Source organism: Micromonospora solifontis, from assembly GCF_003725545.1.
Taxonomy (GTDB): Bacteria; Actinomycetota; Actinomycetes; order Mycobacteriales; family Micromonosporaceae; genus Micromonospora; species Micromonospora solifontis.
In genome coordinates this window covers 56873-82218 of the sequence record NZ_RJLN01000006.1, presented here as the reverse complement: position 1 = coordinate 82218, position 25346 = coordinate 56873, and the positions used below count along the sequence as shown (strand labels likewise).

Genomic DNA, 25346 nt, shown 5'->3' with positions numbered 1-25346 from the left:
GGGTAGCTCAGACCGCCGAGCAGTCGAACGGCACGGTGCTGCCGGTGACGCCCGTCGGGCACAGCGGCACGCTCACCTTGTAGGACACGAAGCACCGCTTCACCAGCAGCGTCGCCTGCTCGGTGAACAGCGCGATGTACTCGTTGTCCTTCAGCTTCGTCGAGTCGTAGACCGCCGACAGGTCGATGATCGGCTTGGTGCCCTTCACCCACGTGCCCGGCGCGTAGATCAGCAGGTCCACCGTGCCCGGCCACTGGCCCGGGGCTGCGGTGCCGCCGAAGCCGTTGCCGGCCGCGTCGGCGTACCCGTCCTGCCAGTCGTAGACGAACTGCGGCCGCAGGTGCCTCCGGGTGAACCACGCCGTGATCTGCTCGTCGGTCACGTCGAGGTAGTTCACCCCGGCCCGCCGCGACATGTCCGCCCGGATCCAGTCGATCAGCCACAGCGGCACCACGCACTCCAGCAGCTGCCGGCGCCCCAGCCGGTACCGGTACCGGTAGTCCGTCGCCGCGAGGGAGATTGCGCCCAGCAGCGCGGTCGTCGTCTCGTCGCCGTCGACGTCGCCGCCGAGGGTCAGCGCGAACTGCGTCGACTGCCCCGGGGCGGCGGCCATCCGCTGGATCAGCCGCGCGTTGATCTTGTGCTCGTGGGCGGTCAGCGTCCGCCGCACCACGTCCCGGGTCAGCTCCGGCCACACCGCGTTCTGCACGATGTCCTGCTCGATCTGCACCCCGTCCACCTCGAGGCGCGTCTCGGCCCAGTTCACCGTCGGCACCCGGTACGAGGACTTCTCCACGCCCGCGGTGCTGTCGGCCTCGGTCTGCACGAAGCCGATCCCCGAGTACAGGTCGCGGAAGTCCAGGTTGGCGGGGACCTTAATACCGCCGCCGCGGGGGATCGTGATGCCCGGAAGGTCCAGCAGGCCCTCCGTCGTCTCCAGGCCCTCGCACAGCTCCCACAGCGTCTCCGACGGGGCACCCCAACCGCCGGCCGCGACGAGGTTGCCGCCCGACAGCCGCGACTCCGACGCGGCCAGATCCACCAGCTCCATGTCGGTCAGGCCCCTGCCCCCGGCGACGAGCGCCTGGTCGACGGGCAGCTCCACCCGGGCCACGTTCTGCTTGATGCGGGTCGCGACTCCCACCCCACGGGGGAAGCCGGCGAACTTGTCGTCGAACGCCGACGCGACCTCCGACACCGAGGAGAACACGTGACCGTGCGGCACGTTTGGCACGTCGGCCGCCGCCTTGATGACCGCCGACTTGCCGGCGCTGGTCACCTTCGGCTTCGACTGGCGTCGGGCCGCCCGGCGGGCCAGCGACGCGACGACCGGCGTCGGCTGCTGCGGCGCCGGCTCCTCGGCCGCCGGCTCCTCGGCAGGCGTCTCCTCGGCCGGTTCCTCCTCGGCCGGCTCCTCCTCGGCTTCGCCGCCGTCGCCCTCGTCACCGTCGCCATCGCCGCCCTCCGGAGCGCCGTGCACCGTCGCGGTCAGGTCGTCCAGCTCGGAGGCGACCTGCTCGGCCGCCTGCTCGATCCGCGCCTGCTCAGCACGCACGGACTGGACGAAGGTGGCCAGCTCCCGCAGCCGGGCGAGGCCATCGGCGTCGAGGGCCGGGTCGTCGCGGAGGGCGTCGAACGCCGCGACAGCCTGGTTCTCCAGCTCGGTCAGCGCGTCCAGGTCGAGCCCGTCGAGGCTCGGAGGGATCTGAAAGTCCACCGTCGGCTCCTCAGCACGGTAGGGATCTCATCCCGACCGGCCCGCAGCCAGCATCGGCGGTTCAGCGCACAGCGTAACGCAACGGCGGCCAGTTCCGATCAAGGCTGCGAGCGCTGCACGATGGGGGCGCGATGCAAGGCATCCCGGCTGCGAACCGGAATGCGCATTGCTCTGGGCGGGCGCAGCTCACCATCGACGCCTACCGATAGACAACTCAAAGCACTCACCCGGGAGGTATCGCCGGCCAATCCCCCTGCCCTGCCAAGGCAGCCCCTTCGAGCGACGAAAGGTGGGCCTCTGGACATGCCCATGACGGTCAGCTAGGTCCGCAACTGTGGGAGTCGCCGCGAGCGCGTACGCCGCGGTCACTCCCCTGGTGATCCCGATCCTGCTCATTCTTCTCGCGTTCCTGCTGGTGAGGCGGGTCGAGAAGAACGGCGGGTCCATCGAGATCGACTGGAAAGCCGTTGCGTTCCGCATCAAAATCACATTGCAGCGAGAGGGCAGCAGCGGGAGTGCTGAGGCCCAGGAGCAGCGAGCTCAACCCGAGGTGACGACTGCGGCGAGTGCGCCGCAGGCCATCGAGGGCCCCGCCGAACCTCCGAGCGGAGGTGGCGGCCCATGACTTAAACGTGCCGGGGCGGTGCAACAGCACCGCCCCGTGTCACCTCTGCACCTGTCGGATTGTGCCGCCGCCGCCCCTCTTCACGTCGGCGATCTCCGCGTCCGTCTTCGACGCGAACTCGCCGCCCTGCCGACCGTCCCCGTAGCTCAGCACAAACATGATGCTGCTCCGCTTCTTCCCGCCGCACTTGCAGCCCATCGCTTCCTCCCTACTCACCGTGCACCGTGGCGGTCATCGCCGCCACCAGCGCCTTGCGGTCCCGCCCGATCGTCGCGGCGATCCGCTCCGCCTGCGCCGCGGTGGCCACCCGCTGCCGCTCGGCCGCGAAGCCGGCCGCCACGGCGCGGCGCACCGCCGCCTCGAACGCCGCCGGAGATAGCGCGCCCAGCTCGCGGCTCCGGCCGGCGTCCGGGTCGGACGGCTTCCAGCCCGCCCACCCGGAGGCGACCATCGCGTACGCCCGGCCGCCCGACGACCGGCCCCGCACCACCGGGAACCCGCCGACGTTCACGCACAGCGCCGCGACGAGCTGCCGGGCCCCGCCGATCCACCGCCAGTCCCCCGACAGCGGCGAACGGCGCAGCAGCTGCACCTGCTCCTCCGTCGCCTCCGGCACCAGCGCCCCGGCCACCCACGTGCCGTGCGCGTCCCGGCCGGCCCGGACCACTGCCACCTGCGTGCCCGTGTCGTCGTAGTGCGCGACGGCGGACGCCGCGCTCGCCTGCAGGTCGGCGTGCCCGGTGCCGGCCGTGATGTGCCCGACCGCGACCAGGTCCCCCTCGGCGGTCTGGATCTCCGGCCGGTGGAACCAGTCGAAGCCGCCCTCCTCCGGCGGCATCACGCACTGCCCGCCGGTCAGGAACGACAGGTGGCAGTCCTTGTCCGCCAGGTGCCCGAACACCCGGCCGTCCGCGGTGACGGTGATCGGCGTCAGCTCGGCCAGGCCCGGGTCGTCGAACCAGGCGCGCGGCGGGTACAGCGGCGCGACCTGCTTCTTCGCCGCCGCGCCCGAGGCCGCGACCGCCTCTTCCTCCTTCGGCTCCTCGTCTGCGGGCTCGCCGTCGGCCGGCTCGTCGGCGACGAGCTCCAGCTTCGCGTCGGGGAACGCCTGCGTGCCGACGAGCGTCACCGCCATGACCCGGCCCTTGGTCACCGTGATGTACGGCTCCTCGCCGGCCTCCATGAAGGCTTCCCACTCCTCGTCGGACATGTCCTCGATCGGGGTGCCCTTCTCGTCGGTGAACATGAACTCGAAGTCGTCCAGGTCCACGCTCGGGAACAGCACCCCGGCGCGCAGCAGCTCCAGGGCCTCGCCCAGCTCCGGCACCGCGTCGATGAAGTCGCCCGCCCCGGACAGCCGGCTCTTCTGCACCTCGCCGGCCGTGATCCGGCCGATCGTCACCGCGCCCTCGTGCCCGGGGGCGTCCTCCCGCGCCCACCGCAGCGGCAGCGGCAGGTCGCGGAACGACCAGTCACCGTCCGCCGCGAAGATCCGCCGGTCGCCCGACTTGGCACCCAGCGGCGCCAGCACACCCTTCCACGTCGCCATCTGCTTGCCACCCTTCGCGGCTGCCGCCGCCGTCACCGTGATATCCAGCCCGGTGGCCCGGTCACGCCGGGGCCACGGGTGCTTCGGGACCACAGGCAGGGGCTCGTCGGCCTCCACCTCGATCATCGTGCAGCGGCAGTTCACCGTCTGCCCGGGCGGCGCGGCCGGGTCGCCCGGGTACCGCATCGGCACCCCGCCGACCATGAACACGCCGTCCAGGGCGACCCGCTGCCCGTCCGCGTCCCGGTGGTCGTGCCGGGTCCGCTCGTCGTGCGTGGCCACCCACACCTTGTCCAGCTTCTCGTCGAGGACGTCCTCGGCGGTCAGCCACGCGGTCAACGTGCCCGCGTTGTACGCGCCGATCGTCTCCGTCCGGGCGATCGTCACCGCCCGGTCCTCCAACGACCGCTCGCCCAGGATCGCCTCGATCGCGTCGCGGATGCGCGGCACGCTCGCACCCTCGGCGGTGAGCTTGGCGACGGCCCCCGTCACCTGCTGCCACGCGCTGTCGGGCACGCCGACCAGCCGGTTCGGCAGCGCCGCCAGGTACTCGTCCTTCATCTGCCCGACCCGCAGCAGCTCCAGGTCGCCGCCCGCGTCGCGCACGCCCGCCAGGAACGTCTGCTCGGCGGCCGGCAGCAGGTGCACCGTCATCGCCTCGAACCACGCCTGCCCGGCGCCGGCGAGCGCGCTCGGGTCCGGCGGCAGCGCCGCCGCGGTGACCGGCAGCGTCACCGCCCGCGCGTCGGCCAGCCAGGCGCGCAGCGCCGCCCGGGCGGCCCGCAGCATCCGCCGCTCGGCGGCCACCACCCGCGCCTCCTGGTCGAGGCGCAGCGGCAGCCACGGGTCCGGCTCAGCCTCCCGCCGGTGGCTCGGGGACCACCGCGACCTGCACGCCCTGGACCTGCACACCGCCGTCGGGGCGGGACACCGGCAGGCCGGCCGGGCTGCGGATGAGCCGCTGGACGATCAGCACGTCGTCGTGCAGCTCCAGCTTCACGAAGTCGCCGCCGAGGTCGATGCCCACCGACGCGAAACACTCGCGCAGCTGGGTCAGGGTCACGCTCTCCGGGTCAGCCATCGGTTCTCCTCCTCGCCTCGTTGCGCCGCGCCACCGCGTCCGGGTCACATACGTGGCCGGCGTCGGTCAGCGGCGGCTGGTCGCCCTCCCACAGGTCGCCCCACCATCCGCAGGTGCGGCAGATCGTCCACCGCAGCCGCTCGCAGCCCTTCCCGCGCCCGGATCGCCGGCAGGCGTACCCGTGGGCGGCCACCAGGCCCGGCGCGAGGATCGTCACGCTCATGCCGGCACCAGCTCCCCGGCGACGGTGGCGGCCAGGTGCTCGCGCAGCTCATCGACGTCGTGCCGCGCGCCAGTGACGAGCAGCCCGCCGACGTACGCGGTCAGCGCCGCCGTCAGCTTCTCGTCGTCGACGTCGAGCTTCGCCGCGACGGCCGGCACCGCCGTCCACGCTCCCTCGAGGAGCCGGGGCACCGACGCCGGCGTGGCCGGGCGCACCGTGTGGTACTCCCACGCCTTCAACCCCTGGTGCCGGTACCTCTCCCGGCCCAGCGCGCGCTTGCCGGCGATCTCCAGCGCCCGCAGCGCCAGCACCTCGCACGCGGCGACGAACGGCGCACTCATCGGCCCGGCCGCCGCGGCGGCGATCGCATTCTGCTCGGGCGGGCCGCGGTCCTCGGTGTCGCCGGGCGGCGGCGGCTCCGTCGCCGGCTCCTCGTCGGCGGGCGGCTCGCCTCCGCCGGCCAGCTCGGCGGGGGCCGGCTGCGGCTTCAACGCCTCCGGGTCGAGCTGCACGCTCACCCCGGCGACCTCCAGCAGCCGGGTCACCAACAGCGGCCCGGCCGCCGGCACCGTGCGGATGATCTCAAGCAGCCGCCGCAGCTCCCGCTCCTCGTCAGTCGGCTTGTCGCCATCGCCGAACCCGGTCTCCCGGCGCAGCGCGTCCCCGGACAGCTCGCCCAGCCCGTACAGGTCCTTCGCGTCGGCGCCCTTGTCCGGCGTCTGCGTCAGCTCGCTGGTGTCGTACCAGACGATCCACCGGCGCGGGTCGGCCACGCCCTGCGCGCCTTCCAGCGCCGGCCACAGCATCTGCTCGGTTAGCGCCGCGCAGAACAGCTCCAGCTTCGACTCGACGTGGTACTTGATCGTCGCCTCGTCGGTCATCCAGGCACCCCAGTGGTTGGCCTGGGTCATGCCGAGCAGCATCTCCGGCGGGGCGTCCAGGCCCAGCGCGAGCCGCCGGATCGCCCCGTCCAGCATCGCCGGCACTGCGCTGCTCAGCTCCGTGGCGAAGCTGAGCAGCCGGGCCTTCTCCAGGTGCTCGGCGGGGCCCTGCACCACGATCGGGACGAGGGCGGCCACGCTGTCGCGGTCCTTCACCGCGGTGGTCATTGCCTCGGTAAGCGTCGACAGGAACGACGACACCCCGTCCTCGGCGTCCTCCTCCTGCTCGGGCGCGACGAAGCTCAGCTCGTTGGGCAGCAGCAGAATGCCCGCCCCGGCCAGCCGTGAGTCGATCTGCGACTGGACGTATTGCGTCAGCCGCTCGATCAGCCGCAGCACCCGCCGGTTGGACTGCACCTGGCTGGACGGCAGCGCGTGCTTGCGGGGGCTCGGCACCCAGATCCGCACGATGACCGTCTCGTCGGACTCCAGCTCGCGCGCCCCGTCGCCCTGGTCGAGGACGTACTTCCCGGCCCGCTCGGTCAGCTCCTCCACCGACGCGATGAACCACCGTTCCCGGTCGGTGGCCTTGCCTTCGGCGTCGCGTTCCGGCTCGCCGATCAGATAGCACTCGCCGGGCACGCCGAGCTGAATGCCGGCATCGCGCAGCAGCTCGGCCTGGGTGCTGGGGCCGCCGAGGAACGTCTCGTTGACGCCGGCCGGCGCCTGGTCGGGCGTCTCCATCGGACGGCCCTCGTCGTCGACCTGCGTGATGTACAGCCGGGCGCGGCCCATCGCCTTGGCGATCAGGTCGACCAGGAACGCGAACTCGCCGCACTCCTCGTAGTGCCGCCACGCCTCGTCCTGCCACTGCTGCTTGCTGACCTTGCGCAGGCTGCCGCTGGAGTCGTAGCGCATCTTCGCCGCCGACGCCACGACAGCGGTCGCCTGGCCGACCGCGCTGTCGACGTTGGGCTTCGTGCCCCACCACGCCATCCGCTACTCCTCCGGCTCGGCGCGCACCAATAGGCCCGTCGCGTAGGACAGGGCCAGCGCGACGGTCGGCACGTCCGCCCACCACAGGCGGGACCAGCGGGGGACGTCGGACAGCAGCCACCAAGCCGCGGCGGCCGGCGTGGCGATCCACACCGATAGGCACCAGCGGCAGAACAGCAGGTACGCCAGCGGGCTGCCGTCAGGCAGCCGGCGGACGATGGCTTCCCGGGGTCGGCGGGTGATCTCGTCGGCGACGATCAGCCGGGTCACCCGCGCGACGAAGAGCAGCATCACCACGATCTCGATCAGCCCCGTCACGCATACGAGCATAAGCAATGGCAATGCGGCCGCATACCAGTCGCGTCGCCCGCTGCCGCAACTTACGCAAATCGAAGTAGCTCAACGTAAACGACGACCGCGGGGCGGCAATCTCATCGGCGCGGCTGTAACGTCCCCATCGGCCGACGCTCCCGTACGGCCGATGGCGACGAGAGCGGCAGCCGCAGGGCCCGACGCGGGGAGGAACCTGATGGTGGGTCGGGGCAGGGCCAATACCGACAAGATGGTCCCCACGGATGGCTACAAGCACGCCGCCGCGAAGCGCCCCGCGTCCTCACCCGGCAGGACACGCCCGGCGTGTAAGTGCTGGACCCGACCGAAATAGGCTGGCCAGCAGGAATGCTGCGGCCTTCGGGTCGCCACCCTTTGACGAACAAGGACACCCCGACTGATGGCAGTGACGCAGCAGGAGATCGAGAACCGGTTGTGGGACGCCGCCGACGAGCTGCGCGTGGCGATGCCCGAAGCGCAATACTCCTCGGTCGTCTTCCCGCTGATGTTCTGGAAGTACCTGTCGGACACCTGGGAGCACCACCACCAGGAGTTCCTGGCCGACAACGAGGGCCTGGACGGCCTCTCCGCCGAGGAAGCCCACGAGATCGAGTACCGCGACTACCAATCGTTCGAGATCCCGTTCATCCACCCCGGCACCGTCCAGCAGCGTCGCGCCTCCTGGTCGTCCATCCTCGCCACCATCACCCAGCCCGGCCTCGGCCAGCGGGTCCGCGCCTCCCTGCAAGCAATCGAGACGGCGAACCCTGACAAGTTCTCCCGCCTGTTCGGGTCCATGACCTGGACCTCTGAAGAGGTGCTGTCGGGGGAGGTTTTGGCGGCGGTCATGCAGGCGATGGACCGCACCCCGAAAATGCACGAGGGCAACGTGTCCCACGACGTGCTCGGTGGGGCGTACGAGTACCTGCTGAAGCGGTTCTCCGATGGGTCCGGCACCCGCGCCGGCCAGTTTTTCACCCCGCGCGAGGTCGTCGAGCTGATCGTCGAGGTCCTAGACCCGAAGGGCTTCGAGTCGGTGTACGACCCGACCTGCGGGTCGGGCGGCATGCTCATCGCCTCCGCGAACCTCCTGAAGACTCACGGCGGGCGTGGCTACACGCTCCGCCTGTACGGGCAGGAGGCCGTACCGGACACCGCGGGTGTGGCACGCATGAACCTCTTCATGCACAACCTCACCCAGTTCCAGGTCGAGGTCGGCGACACCCTGAAGGACCACGCTTCAAGAAGCCGGACGGGTCTATCGCGCAGTTCGATGTGATCGTCGCTAATCCGCCCTACAGCCTGAAGTGGAAGCCCTGGACAAAGGACCCGCGCGCCATCGGCGGTATCGCGCCGCAGTCGGCGGCAGACTGGGCGTTCGTGCAGCACATGATCGCCAGCATGGACCCGAAGAAGGGGCGCGCTGGCGTTGTCCTGCCTCACGGAGTCCTCTTCCGCAGCGGCCAGGAAGGTTCGATCCGTAAGCGCGTCCTGGACGACGACCTCCTGGAAGCCGTGATCGGGCTGCCTGCGAACCTCTTCTACAGCACAACGATCCCGACCTGCATCCTCGTGTTCCGCGCTCCCGGCACCAAGACCGACGAGCGCAAGAACGGGGTGCTGTTCATCGACGCCTCCAAGCGGTTCACCAAGGCCAAGAACCGCAACATCCTCACCGACGCAGACATCGCCGACGTCGTGACCGCCTACCACACGAGCTTCGACACAGACGGGCACCCGGCGGACCCGGATGGCGATGGCGGGCTGGCTGCACGGTTCGTCCCCATCACGGAGATCGTTCAGGCCGGGTACGACCTCAACATCGGCCGGTACATTAAGCAGAGCGCCGCAAAGCAGGAGAATCTGGACACTCTGATCAACACCTACAACCTCGCCCGCGCCGAGCGCCAGAAGACCGAAAAGCGGATGCTCGACGCCCTGGCGGCCGCCGGAATCGACGGCTTCGATGAGTGAGTGGCGGCAGACGACCGTCGGTGAGTTGCTGACCCTTGAGTACGGCAAGCCGCTACCTGAGAACGCTCGGGACGGTCAAGGATTCCCCGTTTACGGGAGCAACGGCATCGTCGGTTATCACTCTCGGGCAATGGTGAAGGGACCCGGCGTTATCGTTGGACGGAAGGGGACCGGTTCCTCAGGGACCGTCACCTTCAGCGAGGGCGATTTTTCCCCCATCGACACCGCCTTCTATGTGCTGATCAAGGACTCCGCCCAGATAGGAATGGAGTTCGCCTACCACCTACTCGTCAATGCGAAGCTGACGGAGCTCGCCACCCAGACCGGAGTTCCTGGTCTGACCCGCAGCCGGGCTTACGAGATTCGTGTCGCCTTGCCGCCGGTGCCGTTGCAGGAGCGGATCGTCGAGATCATCGGTGCCGTCGATGACCAGATCACCGCGCTCGAGGCTGAGGCAGACAGCCTCCTTCGAGTCCGTAACGCTGCTCTGGGACACGTACTCACCCGGGGCGGTGAAGGATGGTCGTCTGCTCCGTTGTCGAACGCTGGAACCCTCACCCGCGGCCGCCGGTTCGTGAAGAGCGACTATGTGCAGTCCGGCCTGGGATGCATCCACTACGGCCAGATCTACACGGACTACGGAGCGTCGGCTACACACACGGTGACGTACCTGCCCGAGAGCTTCCGCGACTCGATGCGCCTGGCACAACCCGGCGATGTGGTAATCGCTGGGACGAGCGAGAACGTCGAGGACGTCGGCAAGGCTGTTGCTTGGTTGGGTGATGACGATGTGGCGGTTCACGATGACTGTTTCATCTTCCACCATGATCTTGACCCAAAGTTCGTCTCGTACTTCTTCGCTTCACCCCTGTTTCAGCACCAGAAGCGCCGGTTCACGAGCGAGACCAAGGTGGTTCGCATCTCCGCCGCGAACCTCAATAAGATCGTTATGCCCGTGCCGCCTCGCGATGAGCAGGAGCGCATCTCAGGAATGGCTGACGCGATGGACGTGCAGGTGGCCGCCCTCCGTGCTGAGGCGGCACGTCTCCGTCAGGCACGCGTGGCACTGCTCTCGGGTTTGCTGGACCGCACCATCGACATCGAGTCCGCCGAGCGGAAGGTCTGAGCCATGGCGAAGGGCATTCGAGAGCGCGAGTTCCAGAACCTGATGATCCAGTGGTCCCTCCCGATGGGCTGGCGTTTCACAGCGGGCAGGTCGCTGCCGCGTGAGACGACGCAGACGGTAGTCGCCGGCCAGCTGCGGGACGCCATCGTCCGACTCAACCCTGGGGTGATCGACAAGTTCGACGTGGACGCGGTGGTCGAGGAGATCATCGCAACGGTCAACGCTGTTGAAGGCGGGCTGGTGCGGGCCAACGAGCAGGTGCTACGCCTGCTGCGCGGGCATAAGGAGTTCCGGGACGCCGACGGCGCGTGGCACACCCTGAAGATCATCGACTTCGAGCACCCGACCGCCAACACGCTTGTCGTCTCGGACGAGGTGACCATCACCGTCCCCGGCAAGACCTCCCGCCGGTTCGACCTCGTGTACTGGGTCAACGGGCTGCCCCTGGTCGTGGTCGAGGTGAAGTCACCGACCGCGAAGTCCGGGTGGGCTAACGCCGCCCGCGAGATCAACGACGTGTACGCCGCCGAGTACCCGTGGTTCTTCACCCCCAACGTCTTCGCGGTCGCCTCCGACGGGCTGAAGCTGCGATTCGGTGCCGTTGGCGCGCCCCTGAACCTGTGGCAGCCGTTTCGGTCCACCGCCGACGACGAGAACCTGTCCGGGCAGGCTGACGTTCAGCGCTCCGTGGAGCTGCTGCTCAACCCGGCGACCGTCCTGGACATGCTGGCGAACTTCGCCCTCTTCGATACCGCCGGAGGCGGGGTGGACAAGAAGTACCTGCCCCGCTACCCCCAGATGGAAGCCGCCCACCTGATCCACGAGCGAGTGCTGGCCGGCGGCCAAAAGGGCCTGATCTGGCACCACCAAGGCAGCGGGAAGACACTGCTGATGGTGTTCGCCGCCTCGCTGCTGCTGGCCGACACCCGCACCGAGTCGCCCACGATCATCCTGCTCTCGGACCGGACCCAACTCGTCCGGCAGACCTCCGGGGTGTTCACCTCGGCGATGGGACGCGCCTACTTCCATCAGCCCGCCACCAGCCAGGAGTTGCGTTCCCTGCTGGCCGACGACGTGCGCGGCGTCATCTCCACGACCGTCCACAAGTTCGCCGACGCCGGCAAGAACCTGTCGACCCGGGACAACATCATCGTGCTGGTCGACGAGGCACACCGCACCCAGTCCGACAAAGAGAAGTCCCTGGCCGGGCAAATGCGCGCAGCATTGCCGCACGCGAAGTTCTTCGGCATGACCGGCACCCCCCTCAGGAACCTCGCCACCGACACCTTCGCCCTCTTCGGCGAGGAGACCGACCCGGGCAGGGTGCTGCACCGGTACTCGGTGTCCCGGTCTCTGCGGGACGAGGCGACCGTCCCAGTCATGCTGGACCCGCACCCGGTCTCCTTCGAAATGAACGACCAGGAGTTGCAGGCCGAGTTCGACCAGTTCGCCGACGACTTCGACCTCGACGACCCCGACCGTGAGGCCCTGTCCCGCAAGTTCGGACGCCTCACGTCGGTGTTCGCCAACCCCGACCGTATCCACACGGTTTGCCAGGACATCGTGGACCACTACCTGGCCGGCGCCTACCGCAACGGCCTCAAGGCCCAGGTCGTCGCCTACAACCGCGAGCTGGCCGTGGCGTACACGGACAAGATCAACGAGCTGCTGGCCGGCTTCGAGGCCTCACAGGTGCTCGCCGAGGTTGGGAAGCACGACCGCATCACCGCCGAGGTGAACATCTCCGTCTCGGACTCCAAGGACGAAGACCCCGCCATGCGGCCGTTCCGCCTCTCGGAGGCCGAAGAGGAGGAACAGAAGCGGCGGTTCCTCACCGCGGACGACCCGCTGTGCTTCCTGGTGGTGACCGCGAAGCTGATGACCGGGTTCGACGCCCCCAACGAGGGCGTCCTCTACCTGGACAAGCCGCTGAAGGCCCACACCTTGTTCCAAACGATCACCCGCCCAAACCGCACCTGGGTGTCCCCGACCGGATTCGTGAAGACCTCCGGTGTGGTCGTGGACTACATCGGCCTGGCCGAAGAGGTCCAGCGGGCCGTCGTCGACCCGACCTCTGAAGGGGCAGGCACGAAGGGCGGCGGGTTCGTCACCGACCTGACCGAGCTGGTCGCCGAGTTCCGCACCACCTTCGCCCGCATCGAAGACCTCCTCGCGGACGTCGACGGCCTGGACCTCACGGTCCACGGCTACGAGTCCGTGCGAGCCATCAACGTCTTCCTGGACGCCAACCCCGGCGCCGCCGAGGTGTTCAGCAAGGACTACCGGCTCCTGGCCCGTCTGTACCCGCTCATCAACAGCGACAAGCGGGTCGCCAAGTACCGGGACGGCTTCGGGCTGTTCGGGTCCGTGTACACGACCCTGTTCAAGAAGTCCTCCGACGAGGAGAGGAAGGAACGGCTGGGCGAGCTGGGGCCGATGGTCCTGGAGATCATCAACGCCCACGTCCACTCCTTCTCGGTGGTCGCCTCCCAGGAGGAAGCCCTCGTCCTGGACGCCCAGGGCATCGCCATCCTCAAAGAGCTGATGTCCCTCGTCCGCCCCAAGCCCGGCAAGGACGACGGCGAGGACAAGACGCCCCCGTCCGCGGCGGAGATCCTGGACCACATCAAGGCCGCCCTCGAAAAGGGCGTCGAACCAGGGTCCGCGAAGTACACCGCCCTCGCCGAGCGGATCAGGCTGCTGCGGGACCGAATCATCCAGAACGCCCAGGACGCGCTGGAGTTCCTGTCCGAAGCCCTTCGGATCGCCCGCGCCATCGTGAACGCCGAGAAGCACCCCGACGAAGCCGTCGTCGTGCTGGACGACGACCACGTAGGCGTCCTGTCACGGATCATCCACGACCACGCACCGTCCGGCCTCACTGTCACGGAGAGAAACCTGGCCGAGGAGATCGACCAGGTCGTCACCCGGACCCTCGCCCAGTCATGGGACAACGCAGACGCTCGCAACCGAGGCGTCCGCCGCGCCACCGCCGCCGTCTTCCGCCGGTACATGCTGAAGCCGGTGGGAGAGCCGTATGACTCCACCGTCGCCTACATCGAAGCCCACTACCTCGTTGACTGACGAATGCACGAAGTCTCGGCAACCTGTGTGTCGCCCACAAGCACCAAAGATGTCGACGTGCACGCCCAACTGCAGAGGCAGGTACGGCGGGTACTGCAAACCGCGCGCTGAGACCCGTGGCTGCGCATCCGCCGCATCCGCCGCACGGGTGAGCTGGCCTTCTACCTGTGCTGGTCACCCCGCCCGGTGCCCCCAAGCGCCAGGCGCTCGTGATGGGTCCTGCCTAACCGAGCCTGGGAAACCACGCCTCGGCTACTTGCGCGAGCGGCCGGTCCCGGAAACTGAACGCGACCCGCTGCTCCGCGGCAAGAACCCACGCCATCGGGTAGTCGGCAGGTGATTCCAATATCGACAAAAGCAGCGATTGAGGCAGAGGCCCCCGCTGCCCTTCCAAGCCAACTACAGCATCGTGGCCGTGAGCACGAAGGCCGTCAAGTAGCTCCGCTGACGGAAGCTTGAACATACGTGCGCTAAGCCCGCGCAGGCCGGGCCAACCGGCGACACCGAATCGACCCATTTCGGCGAGCTGCTGGTCAGTAAGGCCTTGGAGCTCGTCCAGTTTTCGATTGGTCTCGAGAGAGTGGTGCGCGACGAGCATGGCCGTGAGGGTGGAGAAGGAGCCAGCACGCCGTAGCACATCAGGGCGGATGCGCCTGCCGAGGCGCGCTACGCCTAGGCGGCTGGAACTTAGGCTAAGAGCACGTTGCATTTCTGCCGGCATCGCAGTCACTGCCGCATCGAGTCTTTCGAGGTTGCTCAGCACGACCGGCTCAGAGGCGACGGCAATCAGAGCGAGGCACCAGCTCGCCCGAGACAGCGCGTCAGCGTAGGTATCGAAATGGTGCTTCCACCAATCGGCGTTGGATCTGTTGAAGCGCGACTCTTGGAGGAGCTTGCCGTAGTCGGGGTCCGGCCCGAACGGTTCTGCACCTCGGGTGATGGTGCCACCTGTGGTCCAGAGGCTGTCGGGGCTCGCCGCGCCGATCACCGCGATCTCGGTAGCGAGCCAGCACGGGCCGTACAGCGTGGCGAGCTCCCGCGCGGTGTCGCTCCACATGGAGGTGGTTCCGGCTTGGCCTCGGCCGACCCGCATCGCGGACAGCACCCGGTCGAAGCTGGGTTCGTAGTCACGTAGGCGACGCTGTGCCACCTCGCGGGACTGGTCGGAGATGCCGACGACGAAGCGATGACCGACGCTCACTCGGTGTGCGCCATCTGGGTGCTTCCTGGCTCTGCTCAGGAAGCGCCACGGCGCGAGCACCTTGATCAGGTCGCCAGCCACTCCGGTGGCAGCCGTAAGGCTTGCTTCGGAGCAATGCCCGTCAAGGACGGCGCGGATGAGTTTCTGCTCCAGTGGCGAGCCAGTGGGGGCCTTCAAGCCGCAACTGATTGCAACTTCAGCGGCTTCTGTAGAGTTGAGTCGTAGCCGGGCCACCTCATCCGGCTTCAGGCGGGCGGCTCCCCGGAACGGTATACCGCAGCGGAGCCAGGCTAGTTCATTTTGGCTACCCGCAGCCGCGGCCATGTGCGGCAACCACCACTCATGGATATCCGCGCCGATCTGTGTAGCCAGACTAATACGGGTTGGGCCTAAGTTGTGGTTCGGGTCCGCCTTGGTCTTCTCCAAGAGCAGAGAGACCAGATGTCCGGCGCCGCGATCTTCAGCCAACGCCCTGACGGCACGGTTTGGATAGGTGAAGGCGCGTTTGTCGCGTAGGGCGTCGTCGATAAGGCGGACACTGAGGTCGTCAGCGAATAGCCTTGTGGCACGTTTTTGGGCGCGTGTTTGCCTGGCGAAAACGCCGTCTTGTAGCAGAGTCCAGGCGGCAAGCCGGACCTGCATCGGCCGTTGGCGTCCATCGAACTCCTCCTCCAGCACGTCAACCAGGCCGGAGAGTTCGTTCGGGTTAGCGAACCCTGCGAAGAAGCGGCACGTGTTCAGCCAGTAGGCGCGTCGGACAAGTTCTCCCAGGATCGTCGATTTGTCAAAGCCACGCAGGTCCGCTCCAGCGTATCCCCAGAGGTACGAGGCGGCGAAGTACTCGCGCATCGTCTGGATATCGAACTCGAAGGTGCCTTGTACCTTGCTGGTCAACGCCCACACGCGGTCAGTCACCGCCGTGAAGAGGTCGTCGACGAGTGTCGTGTCCTTCTCTACGTCATCCAGGTAGTTCAAAATGGCCTTACGGACCGCCCTCGTCGGCACTCGGCCAGCCGCTGGGTCCGTCTCGGCGGAGGCCTGCAAGTGCCAGCCGAGGTAGGCGGTGACCTCCTCCAGGTCGTCGCGGTGCTCATGTACGGACCGGCTCTTCTCGGACTCTCGGTCCAGGAACGTCTCCATATACGCACGGAAGAGCTGAGTGCGTCCATCAGGTACCGAGTCCCCGCGCTTTTGAATTAGATAGAGCAGGATTGTCAACTGCATGGGGTTATCGGCCAGTTGCGCGATGTGAGGTTCGATCGATCGGTGTCGGAAGGTTCCCTCCAGCGCTCTGCGGGCCATGCCGCGCAGTCCCCGCGCGTCAGCCCATTTGCGTAGGTAGGCGGCGCGCAGATCGGGACTGAGCGGGACGAGCGCGATGGTCTCGAACTTGTCGGCAGAAGGTTCCGCCAAGCCCGAGGCGTTGGGACGAGTGGTCACGATCAATTGCGGCGCGGTTGCGCCGGCACCCAGTCGTGCGGCGAACTCGTCGATCTCCCTCACAATACGTTTCCGGGCGTCCTGATGGGCCACCTCGTCCAACCCATCTAGGACGACCAACATCGGGAAACGGCTAATCACATCGATCACGGCGTCCACTCCGACATCAGCGCCGTTGCTGCGTGCCGCTATCAGGTGAGCGAGGAACTTCTCAAGCGTTGGCTGCGGCCTCGGGCGTCGTCGGCGCGGCGATCGCGCCTCGTCCTCTGCGAATGGATCCTCTCCAGAACACCACCGGGCGTAGTCACGCAGGTCAACTCGCAGCGGAAGCCTCGGTGCGCTCACGGCACGTTTGGGGCGCGGGCCAGCGAAGTACTCCCCTTCAGGCAGGAAGGCTGCACGGTGGAGTTGACACAAGTACTGAGCAAGGGTCGACTTGCCCTGGCCTGGCTCGCCGCGCACGAGGATCAACGGCTGGGTCGCGTTGAGGAGGTACTGGGCGGCCCCACCGAGCGCCTGCTCCTCCTCGGGCGTCAAGGTCCCGTCGACGAGATATTGGTGCACTGGAGGACGCGGCAGAGGGTCGTCATCATCGGGAATGTGGATGGTCGTAACTGCTGGTTTCGGCGCCGCGTTCCGGGGTTTAGCGATGCGGACGGCTTCGACGTCCACATATAGGTCGAGGAGGTTATAGGTGTCCATCTCGACCTGCCGAAACTTGACTTTTGCGTCCTCTTCCCATTGTGTTGCGATCAGACTGAGCAGCAACCGGCGGAGAGTCTGCTCATGTGCGGCGATCTTGTCGGCTTCAATGACGTACCGCACCGCGTCTTGGCCGGCCAGCATCTCCGAGAACGACCAGACCAGTTCCCGGGGCGCGCTTTCCACTCGGGCGTCGATGTCTGCGCGCCACCAGCACGTCATCGGGATGCCGAACTGTTTCGAGTACTCGGCGAGCTCCGCGTCGAGTTTGTCCATTCTGCCCGTGCCGGGCGCGCTCGTGCCCGCGATGCAGGTCATCAGCACGTACGCCGTCGCACCCTCGGCCACGAGACGCTCGATGTTCTTCGTCTCTTCCTTGATGGTGGCAGCCAGCCACGTCACCGGGTTCTTGACCGCGTCTTTGGACCACTTGACCTGGTAGATCACCCCAGGCTTCTGGCCTTCCTTGCGCACCGCGTCCCGGCCGCCGTCCTTCTGCCCAACGGGGAAGCACGAAACGTCGGGGAACTGCAACACCAGCAGGGCGTTGCACAGTTGCTGAAACAGCTTTTCCGACAACCGCTCGTACAGGTAACGCTCAGACCTTGCGCTTCCACCACTCGTCATGGTCGACGACAACTCCTGCTGAACTCAAGACAACGCTAGCCGATACAGCACGAACCGAACGTGAGGCTACGCCCTGGCCCCCCCATGTGGACACCATCCACTACGGCGCACCCCGCATCCAACGAGGCCAACGGCCGCAGCCCTTGGACGAACATCCATAGCACCCGCTGAGGCCGGTGTGACCGGCGTGGCTATGCACGGCGTCGCGGTGTCAGGAGTCGAGCCGGGTAATGAGCCGGCCGGGCGGGAAGGTGGGCGGCCAGCCAGGAACCGGGGCAGTGTCGGCACCAGCGCGGGCAATCAGCCAACCCCGCTCGGTCAGATGCATCAGCATCGGGTAGGCAACCATCGGCCGCGAATGATCAATCACTCTGATCTCTGTGCCCTGCCCCAGCACCACCACCTCATAGCCTGGACTGACCGGGCGGGGCCGGCTCAGAAAGCCGAGCCGGTCCGCATCCCATCCGGCCAGATCCCGCCGCAGCTCGGCAAGCACCGCGTCGTGCACGCGCGGCCATAGCGGATGCTGCACACACTGCGGGCTCGACAGATCGTGCGCCAGGCCGTCGCGGTCGAACCGGGCAACGTCGGCGTCCTCCCGGTTGGCGTAGATCCACTGCTGCACCAATGCCAAGCGAAACGGGTCGTCCAGCAACGCCCACGCGCTAAGCAGGTCACCGGTCAGCACGCACTCGACCCACACCATGCCATAGCCGGCTGGGCCTTCCTCGTGCGCCTCCAGCTCCGCGCGAGTCTGGTCAACCCCGGGAACCGGGTACTCGTCATCGGTTGCCATCAGGGCACCCTATGGGCAGTCACTCGCGAAGTCAGCCCCGCCGCCCGATGCCGCGGGATCACCTCCGCCTCCTTTGTCGTCTCGCCGTCGTGCGGTCCACTGAGCGCGGCGTGTAGGTCCTCGACCACAAACGCCTGCCTCTCCGCCAGGCTCCGCACTCCGCCTGTCCCGGTCCTGGTGGTTGCCCGGCGACTCCACTCCACCGGCCGCCTCACGCCTCCTCTTCAACATCGATCCGGGCGTCAGCCGAGTTGATCCGCGCAACCCGCCAGGAAGCGGTTGACCACGGCACGGGGCGGCATGTCCTCCATGGACAGCAGACATGGGATCCTAGCGATCTGGCGGTGCATCACATCGTCAGCTTGGTCGCGAAAGGCTACGAGACGCTTGACGTACTTGCCATCGGTTCGGCCCCATGGATGGTTGTTGGCGACCTGCGCGAACGACGACTGACCAAACAGCGGTGGCACGTGATCCAGCAGGGCACGTAGCAAGGCATGCGCTGCGTATGCATTGCCGCCACGGTAGTTGTCATCGAGCTCACGCAGAAGAACGAGGAGCTTTGTGCAGTCCCATCGGCCTCCGTGTGCCTGCTTGATGAGGTCGAAGATGCGCTCATCGATGTAGCTGCCTGCTTCCTCCTGGGAGGCCGTCGACGGCTCAGAACGGGATTCAACACCGATGGGCGCATGAGGCCCGAGCCAGCCCGCTGTCGCCTCGAGGAAGTCCTCGACGCTCCTCACACGCAAGAAGTGCCTGACATCCCGCCCGACCTTCACGCGCCAGTCGTCTATATCGGGATTGCGCGAATTTCCCTCACCGCCCCAGCGCTCCCAATAGAGCAGTTCGAAGAGCCGACGGAGCCGGCCAGCCTCACGCAAGGGCACGCGGAGGCCCTTGGCGAGCATGGCGCGGGTGACTATCACTGTCGTCTCACCCGGCTCCGGGTCATGCTTGTCTTCGTATCGCGCTAGCCAGCGCAGGGCGCGGAGGAAGAGTTCGACGTCGTCCTGGCCTCCGTCGCAGCGCTCGATGCCGGCTAGCGTAAGCCGCATCATGTCGTGGCCTCTGGGTGCGACGCCGCGCGGTCCGTGCGTCACCAGAAACACTTCGGGAATGCTGACGGCCACCTGGGCGACGTCAATCTTCGCCGTTCGCCAGAGCTGGCGGTCTACGCGATCGAACTCCGGCCACACAGCATGGCTGCGGAAGTGGTCGTACAGGGCCTGGATGACCGCCCGCTGCGGATCCTTGGCCGGCGTAGGCACGGAAGCCACTCCTTGCTTCCTTCCTATGATTGATCCGAACGCCTGCTGAAGCAGCGGGCGCGACAGTGCTCCATTTGCCGGCTGGCTGCCCGCGGCGGTAACTGATCGCTCAGGGCACATCGACGGGACCCCAACGACCAGCTACGCCTACGCCCACCCCGCACGACCACATCCGATGCCCTGAGCCGATCGGTACTGGTTCAGCGGCCTCCCCGGCCGGTAGCGCCGCTCTCCGCGCGCAGTTGTCGAAGGGACTTCCCCGTCGGGTCATGAATCCAGTACGCCCACCCGTCGATCGACGTGCCTACCAGCTTGCCCAGCGCCGGCGAGGGCTCCTTGTATCGGCCGAGTTCGGTCCTGATCCAGCCGTCGGCCTCGACGGTCGCGGCGAAGCGCCGCCCCTTCCGCACCTGGACATGGCTCAGAGCGTCGCCCGGCTTCACAAACCCTTTCTCGATGAGGGCGGTGAGAGCTCCTGGGATGGACGGCGCGGCCGGGCTGGGAACCGCCGGGCTTCCCGCGGTGGAGTGGCCCTTCTCTAGGAGCATTCGCCTGAGGACATCGTTCGGCTGCTCGAAGCCCTTGACGTTCCGCTCCAGCTCGGCGTACACGTCGTCGTCGATCTCGATCCGCCGCATACCTCCCCCTAATCTGTGTAATCTCTGCACTCAGAGATTCTGCCAGACCGACAGATCGAAGAGCAAGAACATATCCGCCTAGCCCTGCCTCAACACCCACCCCCGGTGGTGCGCAACGATCCGCCAAGGCAAGCCCGCCGACCTCCCACTTAGGGCACCGCCACCCTCCGCTGGCCCCGCGCCTGGCCCCTACCTGTCTTTACCTATGCCTGACATAGGTATAGCCTGGCTCCGTCCAATGAGCAAGTTGGAGGTAGAGATGCAAGAGATCAAGGTGCTCGTGCCAGAGGAGCGCATCCCCGAGTTCTACGAGATGTTCGGTCGCTGGCTCGCCGGGCCGCCCCGTGAAGTATCGGACGGCCCCTCGGACGCGGTTGCCTGGCAGGACACGGACAGCGACCTGGAACTCGCCAAGGTTGTCTGGGCCAAGTTCAGCCAACGCGCCAAGGACCTGTTCGGCGTTCTCATCGACTCGCCTGAGAAAACGTTCTCGGGCGAGCAGCTCGCGAGCGACCTGGACATCCCGAATGGCAAGTACGGGGTCGCGGGTGTCTTGGCCTGGCCGGGCCGCTACTGCGCCGAGGTCGGCCGTTCACTGCCGTTCCGCTTCGAAGACGGCCCGGTAGGCGGAAGCGGCAACTACTCGATGACTCCGGAGCTCGCGTCACTGTTCGGGAAAGCACGCGGAAGCCTGCGCCCGTAGCAGCTCAGGTGCGCCTTGAGCCCCTGATGAGGGCTCGCCCGAACACGACCCGGTTGACAGCGACGGCGCCTCGACGTTGAGCCAATGCGGGCTGCGCCGGCATCCGGGGAACCGCAGCTGCTCCCCCGCACATGGCCGAGGCGGAGGCTCGGCCATGGCGATTGATGTCGCTGTCCATGCCCACCAACCGCCAGCGGCATGATGGCCGGATGGCGGCAGTAGAGGCGTGGTTTCTCGGTGGACCGGTCGACGGGCGACTGATGCCCGTGGAGGTCGCCGCCGACGGAAGCCCACCGGCGGTGGTCAAGCTGCCTCAGACTGGCTTATACGTCGGGGCAGGCGACGTTGCCGCGCCTGCGGTGGAGCACGTCTACCTCCATGCCGGCAGGCTCGATGGCACCGAGGTCTACCAATACCAGTAGCTCGGGTGGCCCATTCCTGACGATTACTCAGGGCAGCGAAGCGATGACGGTCGTTGGTAATGTCGCCGCATGTGCGCGCGGATCGACAGTCGCATCGGGCGGTCTCGGGCCCCGGTGGCAGGTGCCGGACAGGCCAGGGAGGTCCTCGGTCAATGATCCCTGGACCGCGGCCTTCAGATTCCGACGAAGCGCCTGCCGACCCGCAGGCGGACGTCCACTCGCCCGACCGGTCAGTCCGGATCATCGCCTCCTCGCATGGTGACGTGGAGGTGCATGTTCAGGGCTTGCATCGCCACAGCGACGATTCGCTGGCCCGACAGGTGCGGGCAGCGGCCAGGCTGGCACTGGCGTCCTTACAACAGGCGAGGCGGGAAGTCGAGTTTCCTCGCGACGAACGGCGCCCCGAGGGGTGAATATCCGGATGAGCAAGAGGCCGCTGGCCATCCTGGCTGGAGTTGTCTTTGTGAGCGTCGGCTCTTTGGGACTGTGGCGGTGGGGGCCCCTAGCTGGTGACCAGGTCGTTCCCTCCTGCAATGACTTGGCCGAAGCTCTGCCGAGCGCCGTGGAGGGCTCCTGGACCCTCACCCGTACCGAGCCGACGCGTGAGGTGACCAGGTCTCTGGTCCGGTGCGAGTTTGGATTTCGGTCCGCGGACCAGGCTTACTGGGGCACGGTCGTCCTGGATCTCAGCGCAGGTGACGACGAAGCCGCTCTGCGCAAGAAGGCGACGGATGGCCCCTGCTACGGCGAGGTAGTTCCGAATCCGAGCGGCGCTAGGTACAAGGTGACTCGCGCCTGTTCGCAGAAGATCAACGACAAGGCTTTCGCCGGCGTGTTCGTGGCCTCCGACGAGCGCTACGCGCACACCCTCGCAGAGTTCAGCAGCTCCAGCCGGCCCCCGGAGCAGGTCGTCGCGTACGCGAACAGCAGCGCGCAGCGCATCATCGACCGCGCGATGGCGCTCAAGGCCAGCGACTAGGAGCACGCGTGGGCAAGCTTGAGCGCTACTTCGAGGACGTCGGCCGGATCACGGCCAAAGGTGTCTCCGTCAATCGGTGGGTGCGGGTGATCCGGCACCACGATGGGGAGATCAATGTCGTCATCATCCGCGGCATGGTGCGTCAATGCAGCCCGGACGAGGTGGCTTCCGAGATTCGCACGGCGCTCCTTGCCGCGGTCGCCGATCACCGGCGGCAGTACCGCCAGCTTCGCATCGACTACTTCGGCTCACCCGTCGGGGCTGAGCCGTTCACGCCCGTCGAGTTGCAGCACGGGGAGTGGCAAGAGTCATGACCACGGACACGTCCGCCCTTCGGGTCGAGTCGCGGGCCCTGGTGGCCTTCGGCGTGGAGCGCTACGAAGACGCCGTGACCTACAGCGCCGTCGGGCGCTACCTCGGCGATGTCGGATCTATCCCCGCTGCGGCGTGGGGCACGCTCGAAGGCATCTCGGAGAAGCTGAACCGGGACTGGGCAACCGCACTGGGCAGCAGGATCTCCGAGGCGAACACTGCCCGTAACGAGATGGAGCGCATGGCCGACGGGCTCATGCAGATCGCGGCGGACTACGAGGGCACCGAGCTGGACGTCGCCACCAACTTCGACGTGATGAATCGGGACCTGCTGCCCTATCTGCCACTCGGAGACGGCTACGGCGGCAGCGTACGGGTCCGCCCCGGCGGAGCCGGCGTCCTCGCCCAACCGCACGACAGGAGGCTTCCGGACGACCAGCCTGTGGTGGTGATCCCCGATGGCAATGACCGCTTGGGCGCCACCCGCAACGAGAAGCTGCCACGAACCCGCGAGGTCGAGGAACCGATCACCATCGGCAGCACCGACGGCAACAACCTCGGCTTCAGCGGCGGCCGCACCACCTACTACGAGAACGGCGAAGGCGACCAACTCGACACGTTCATCCACGAGTACCGGGACACGCTGCTCCAGCTCGAAGCGATCCTGATCGAGCTGGGCACGGGCGAGCGCCTTCCCCTGACCAACCTTATGGTCCACGCCTGGCGGTCCTCACCCAAGATCATCCGTAACCGCGCCGACCTGGTTCACTCGGCCGCCAACACCTACGCGGAGCTCCGCGCCGAGATGGACGGCGAACTGAAGAACCTCAAGCTCTACTGGGAAGGCAGCGCCTCGCAAGCCTTCAGCCAGTACGCCGACCGCGCGGCGGCCTATCTCACACAGCTCGAAGCCCAGACACGCTGGCTGGCCGAGGAGGGCAAGAAGGCCGCCAGCATGCTTGAGGGCCTGCGCAACGCCTACGCCGGCCTCGGCTACCAGCACATCGGCACGCTCATCGGCGCCCTCAAGAGCTACATCGAAGCCGTCAACGGCCTGTTCTCCTCGTGCAGCAATCCGGAGAAGGCCCTGCTCGACACGGTGCACACCTTCATCTCCTACCTGCTCGACGCAGAACGGCTGCACGTCGAAGCCATGTCGGACCTGATCAAGATCGACGAGCAGGAACGGAAGGAGCGCCCCGACCTCGGCACTCGCGGCCACGACACAACTCCTTTTCCTCAGGCCGAGGTAGGGGCTGACGCGTGGGCCGACCGCAGCAACTGGGCCCCTCGATCAGACCGACCTGCTGCCTGATCCGAACCGCAGGCCTACGCCGGCTCCTGCCGGCTGTCGAGCAATGGGGCGACGATCAAGCTCAGGCGCTGCGCGCGTGGCCGGAGAAGGGATCTTCACCCTCGTTGAGGATCAGGGGCACGTCGTACACCGACAGGTCCGGCCTTGGGCGCGCGTACCGGACGCGGTGACGCCACCGGTGGTGCTCGTAGGCCGTGTCCACCTCGATGTCAGCCACCACGGTGGGCTCGACCTGGGTGTAGCGCAGCGGCTCGGGCCGCTCGAACTGGCCGGACCAGGAAGCCGGGAGCGGATCGGGCCAGGGATGGATGACAACAGGGCGGTCGGTCGGGCGTGGCGGCGCGAGCAGCGAAGCCAGCTCCAGACGCTGCGGCGTGGCCAGCGGGTGTGTGCGGCCGGTGTATCGCAGTCGACCCCGCCGGTCGAAGCGGCCGAGGAGAGCAGTCTCGGGGTTGCGGATGCTGCCGGTGACGCCGCCGATGATCGCCTCCGTGGTGGCACGTGCCCGGAACTTCGCCCATCCTCGGCGGCCAGGCTCATACCGGCTGTCGACGCGTTTGATCACAACCCCTTCGACGCCCGCCGCGGTCCAGGTGGTCAGCCATCCGCTCACCTCGGACAGGTCGGCGCTCTGCGGGGTGACCGCCAACTGCGGCGGGGCGCCGGCGAGCAGCCGCACCAGCCGCGCCCGACGCTCGACCAGCGGCGCGTCGAGCACCGGCTCCCCGCCAGCGTCGACGAGAAGGTCGAAGGTGACGTAGTAGGCCGGGTGCTCACGGGCCTCGCGCAGCAACTGTCGGCCCGCGGTGACCCGCCGCTGCAGCAGGGCGAAGTTCGTCCGCCCGCGCTCCCAGACGACCAGTTCCCCATCGAGCACCACACCGGGCGGAACGAAGGCCCGCACCGCCCGCGTGATATCCGGGAAGTACGGCGTCAGATTCCTGCCGGCGCGCGACTGCAAGTAGACGTCGGAGGCTCCCCGGAAGGCGAGCGCCCGCCACCCATCCCACTTCGGCTCATAGACCAGGTTCGGACCCTCGGGCACCGCGTCGACCGGCGCGGCCAGCATCGGGGCGACAGGCCGGCGTAGTACCGGCCCACCCAGCGACGTCTCCCACCGCCAGTCCGAGCTCACCCCCTCCAGCCCGACCCTTCGAGATTGCGAGCGGCGCTCATGCTTCGTTCCTCCCCCGCCATCGTCGAACAGCCGAAGCGGGGACCGGGCGCAAATCAGCCACAACGAATGCGTGAGGCCTGCACGTTACGAGATCAAGTATCGACCTCGGCCTACCTGCCCCGACCCCGCTCCGCCTACGGAAACCTCAGTTGGGATCCCAGGTCAGCGTTCTCTTGAGAG

Annotated in this window: 22 protein-coding genes; 10 read left to right on the top strand and 12 right to left on the bottom strand. The window is 67.5% G+C overall.

Features of this window, described 5'->3' with window-relative positions; genetic code table 11:
- Nucleotides 1–7: 7 nt before the first annotated feature.
- The gene (locus EFE23_RS03790; protein WP_233600846.1) at nt 8–1717 is read right to left on the bottom strand and encodes a major capsid protein; all 1710 of its coding nucleotides are present in this window, start codon (nt 1715–1717) and stop codon (nt 8–10) included.
- Between the two features lie 376 nt (nt 1718–2093).
- Here EFE23_RS03790 and EFE23_RS03785 point away from each other — a divergent pair, with 376 nt between their 5' ends.
- Nucleotides 2094–2342 (top strand): hypothetical protein, encoded by a 249-nt coding sequence (locus EFE23_RS03785; protein WP_148058408.1) that lies wholly within the window; start codon nt 2094–2096, stop codon nt 2340–2342.
- 39 nt (nt 2343–2381) lie between these two features.
- Here EFE23_RS03785 and EFE23_RS28125 read toward each other — a convergent pair whose 3' ends face one another.
- Genes EFE23_RS28125 through EFE23_RS03760 form a run of 6 tightly spaced genes read right to left on the bottom strand, consistent with a single transcriptional unit; the run spans nt 2382 to nt 7390 of the window.
- A complete protein-coding gene (locus tag EFE23_RS28125; protein WP_158675828.1) occupies nt 2382–2558 on the bottom strand; it encodes a hypothetical protein in 177 nt (58 codons plus the stop codon).
- A complete protein-coding gene (locus EFE23_RS03780; protein ID WP_123239466.1) occupies nt 2551–4701 on the bottom strand; it encodes a phage minor head protein in 2151 nt (716 codons plus the stop codon). The genes EFE23_RS28125 and EFE23_RS03780 overlap by 8 nt, the downstream gene beginning before the upstream one ends.
- 43 nt (nt 4702–4744) lie before the next feature.
- Nucleotides 4745–4972: a hypothetical protein gene (locus tag EFE23_RS03775; protein ID WP_091331397.1), complete on the bottom strand. Its 228-nt coding sequence runs from the start codon at nt 4970–4972 to the stop codon at nt 4745–4747.
- Complete coding sequence (locus EFE23_RS03770) at nt 4965–5195, bottom strand: hypothetical protein (protein ID WP_148058407.1); 231 nt, start codon at nt 5193–5195, stop codon at nt 4965–4967. The genes EFE23_RS03775 and EFE23_RS03770 overlap by 8 nt, the downstream gene beginning before the upstream one ends.
- Entirely contained in the window at nt 5192–7072 is a 1881-nt protein-coding gene (locus EFE23_RS03765; RefSeq protein ID WP_123239464.1) for a hypothetical protein, read from the bottom strand. Before EFE23_RS03765 ends, EFE23_RS03770 begins: the two co-directional genes overlap by 4 nt.
- A 3-nt stretch (nt 7073–7075) precedes the next feature.
- On the bottom strand, nt 7076–7390 hold the full coding sequence (locus tag EFE23_RS03760) for a hypothetical protein (protein ID WP_123239463.1): 315 nt from the start codon (nt 7388–7390) through the stop codon (nt 7076–7078).
- Between the two features lie 412 nt (nt 7391–7802).
- On the opposite strand from EFE23_RS03760, the gene EFE23_RS28410 reads away from it, so the two are divergent.
- From EFE23_RS28410 to EFE23_RS03745, 4 genes are read left to right on the top strand one after another with little or no spacing between them, the layout of a single operon-like run.
- Nucleotides 7803–8681 carry a class I SAM-dependent DNA methyltransferase gene (locus EFE23_RS28410; RefSeq protein WP_199736906.1) on the top strand — a complete coding sequence of 293 codons (879 nt, stop codon included), beginning with the start codon at nt 7803–7805 and terminating at the stop codon, nt 8679–8681.
- On the top strand, nt 8678–9376 hold the full coding sequence (locus tag EFE23_RS28405; RefSeq protein ID WP_199736905.1) for an N-6 DNA methylase: 699 nt from the start codon (nt 8678–8680) through the stop codon (nt 9374–9376). Before EFE23_RS28410 ends, EFE23_RS28405 begins: the two co-directional genes overlap by 4 nt.
- Nucleotides 9369–10502 carry a restriction endonuclease subunit S gene (locus tag EFE23_RS03750; protein WP_123239462.1) on the top strand — a complete coding sequence of 378 codons (1134 nt, stop codon included), beginning with the start codon at nt 9369–9371 and terminating at the stop codon, nt 10500–10502. Before EFE23_RS28405 ends, EFE23_RS03750 begins: the two co-directional genes overlap by 8 nt.
- 3 nt (nt 10503–10505) lie before the next feature.
- Nucleotides 10506–13586, top strand: coding sequence for a type I restriction endonuclease subunit R (locus EFE23_RS03745; protein ID WP_123239461.1), 3081 nt, complete (start codon nt 10506–10508; stop codon nt 13584–13586).
- Between the two features lie 223 nt (nt 13587–13809).
- On the opposite strand, the gene EFE23_RS03740 is transcribed toward EFE23_RS03745, so the two are convergent.
- From EFE23_RS03740 to EFE23_RS03725, 4 genes are all read right to left on the bottom strand, one after another.
- Nucleotides 13810–17556 carry an NACHT domain-containing protein gene (locus EFE23_RS03740; protein ID WP_123239460.1) on the bottom strand — a complete coding sequence of 1249 codons (3747 nt, stop codon included), beginning with the start codon at nt 17554–17556 and terminating at the stop codon, nt 13810–13812.
- 211 nt (nt 17557–17767) lie between these two features.
- Nucleotides 17768–18352 carry a hypothetical protein gene (locus EFE23_RS03735; protein WP_123239459.1) on the bottom strand — a complete coding sequence of 195 codons (585 nt, stop codon included), beginning with the start codon at nt 18350–18352 and terminating at the stop codon, nt 17768–17770.
- A gap of 242 nt (nt 18353–18594) precedes the next feature.
- The gene (locus EFE23_RS03730) at nt 18595–19620 is read right to left on the bottom strand and encodes a hypothetical protein (RefSeq protein ID WP_148058406.1); all 1026 of its coding nucleotides are present in this window, start codon (nt 19618–19620) and stop codon (nt 18595–18597) included.
- Nucleotides 19621–19820: 200 nt separating this feature from the next.
- Entirely contained in the window at nt 19821–20258 is a 438-nt protein-coding gene (locus EFE23_RS03725; RefSeq protein ID WP_123239457.1) for a restriction system modified-DNA reader domain-containing protein, read from the bottom strand.
- Nucleotides 20259–20517: 259 nt separating this feature from the next.
- On the opposite strand from EFE23_RS03725, the gene EFE23_RS03720 reads away from it, so the two are divergent.
- The 5 genes from EFE23_RS03720 to EFE23_RS03695 all read left to right on the top strand — a co-directional run bounded on the left by EFE23_RS03720 (nt 20518) and on the right by EFE23_RS03695 (nt 23989).
- The gene (locus EFE23_RS03720) at nt 20518–20961 is read left to right on the top strand and encodes a DUF6416 domain-containing protein (protein WP_123239507.1); all 444 of its coding nucleotides are present in this window, start codon (nt 20518–20520) and stop codon (nt 20959–20961) included.
- A gap of 131 nt (nt 20962–21092) precedes the next feature.
- On the top strand, nt 21093–21383 hold the full coding sequence (locus EFE23_RS03715) for a DUF8847 domain-containing protein (protein ID WP_148058405.1): 291 nt from the start codon (nt 21093–21095) through the stop codon (nt 21381–21383).
- A 784-nt stretch (nt 21384–22167) separates the two neighbouring features.
- Nucleotides 22168–22362, top strand: a complete 195-nt coding sequence (locus EFE23_RS28120) for a hypothetical protein (RefSeq protein ID WP_158675827.1) — start codon at nt 22168–22170, stop codon at nt 22360–22362.
- An 8-nt stretch (nt 22363–22370) separates the two neighbouring features.
- Entirely contained in the window at nt 22371–22676 is a 306-nt protein-coding gene (locus tag EFE23_RS03700; RefSeq protein WP_123239453.1) for a hypothetical protein, read from the top strand.
- Nucleotides 22673–23989 (top strand): WXG100 family type VII secretion target, encoded by a 1317-nt coding sequence (locus tag EFE23_RS03695; protein WP_123239452.1) that lies wholly within the window; start codon nt 22673–22675, stop codon nt 23987–23989. Before EFE23_RS03700 ends, EFE23_RS03695 begins: the two co-directional genes overlap by 4 nt.
- A gap of 61 nt (nt 23990–24050) precedes the next feature.
- On the opposite strand, the gene EFE23_RS03690 is transcribed toward EFE23_RS03695, so the two are convergent.
- Nucleotides 24051–25058: an ATP-dependent DNA ligase gene (locus EFE23_RS03690; RefSeq protein WP_123239451.1), complete on the bottom strand. Its 1008-nt coding sequence runs from the start codon at nt 25056–25058 to the stop codon at nt 24051–24053.
- Between the last annotated feature and the right edge of the window lie 288 nt (nt 25059–25346).

What these genes read in the sequence shown, in the direction of transcription:
- EFE23_RS03725 (WP_123239457.1), bottom strand. Translation starts at nt 20,258, where the DNA reads ATGCGGCGGATCGAGATCGACGACGACGTGTACGCCGAGCTGGAGCGG.
- EFE23_RS03695 (WP_123239452.1), top strand. Translation starts at nt 22,673, where the DNA reads ATGACCACGGACACGTCCGCCCTTCGGGTCGAGTCGCGGGCCCTGGTG.
- EFE23_RS03775 (WP_091331397.1), bottom strand. Translation starts at nt 4,972, where the DNA reads ATGGCTGACCCGGAGAGCGTGACCCTGACCCAGCTGCGCGAGTGTTTC.
- EFE23_RS03715 (WP_148058405.1), top strand. Translation starts at nt 21,093, where the DNA reads ATGGCCGAGGCGGAGGCTCGGCCATGGCGATTGATGTCGCTGTCCATG.
- EFE23_RS03740 (WP_123239460.1), bottom strand. Translation starts at nt 17,556, where the DNA reads ATGACGAGTGGTGGAAGCGCAAGGTCTGAGCGTTACCTGTACGAGCGG.
- EFE23_RS03735 (WP_123239459.1), bottom strand. Translation starts at nt 18,352, where the DNA reads ATGGCAACCGATGACGAGTACCCGGTTCCCGGGGTTGACCAGACTCGC.
- EFE23_RS03690 (WP_123239451.1), bottom strand. Translation starts at nt 25,058, where the DNA reads ATGCTGGCCGCGCCGGTCGACGCGGTGCCCGAGGGTCCGAACCTGGTC.
- EFE23_RS03770 (WP_148058407.1), bottom strand. Translation starts at nt 5,195, where the DNA reads ATGAGCGTGACGATCCTCGCGCCGGGCCTGGTGGCCGCCCACGGGTAC.
- EFE23_RS03720 (WP_123239507.1), top strand. Translation starts at nt 20,518, where the DNA reads ATGCAAGAGATCAAGGTGCTCGTGCCAGAGGAGCGCATCCCCGAGTTC.
- EFE23_RS03750 (WP_123239462.1), top strand. Translation starts at nt 9,369, where the DNA reads ATGAGTGAGTGGCGGCAGACGACCGTCGGTGAGTTGCTGACCCTTGAG.
- EFE23_RS28410 (WP_199736906.1), top strand. Translation starts at nt 7,803, where the DNA reads ATGGCAGTGACGCAGCAGGAGATCGAGAACCGGTTGTGGGACGCCGCC.
- EFE23_RS03765 (WP_123239464.1), bottom strand. Translation starts at nt 7,072, where the DNA reads ATGGCGTGGTGGGGCACGAAGCCCAACGTCGACAGCGCGGTCGGCCAG.
- EFE23_RS03745 (WP_123239461.1), top strand. Translation starts at nt 10,506, where the DNA reads ATGGCGAAGGGCATTCGAGAGCGCGAGTTCCAGAACCTGATGATCCAG.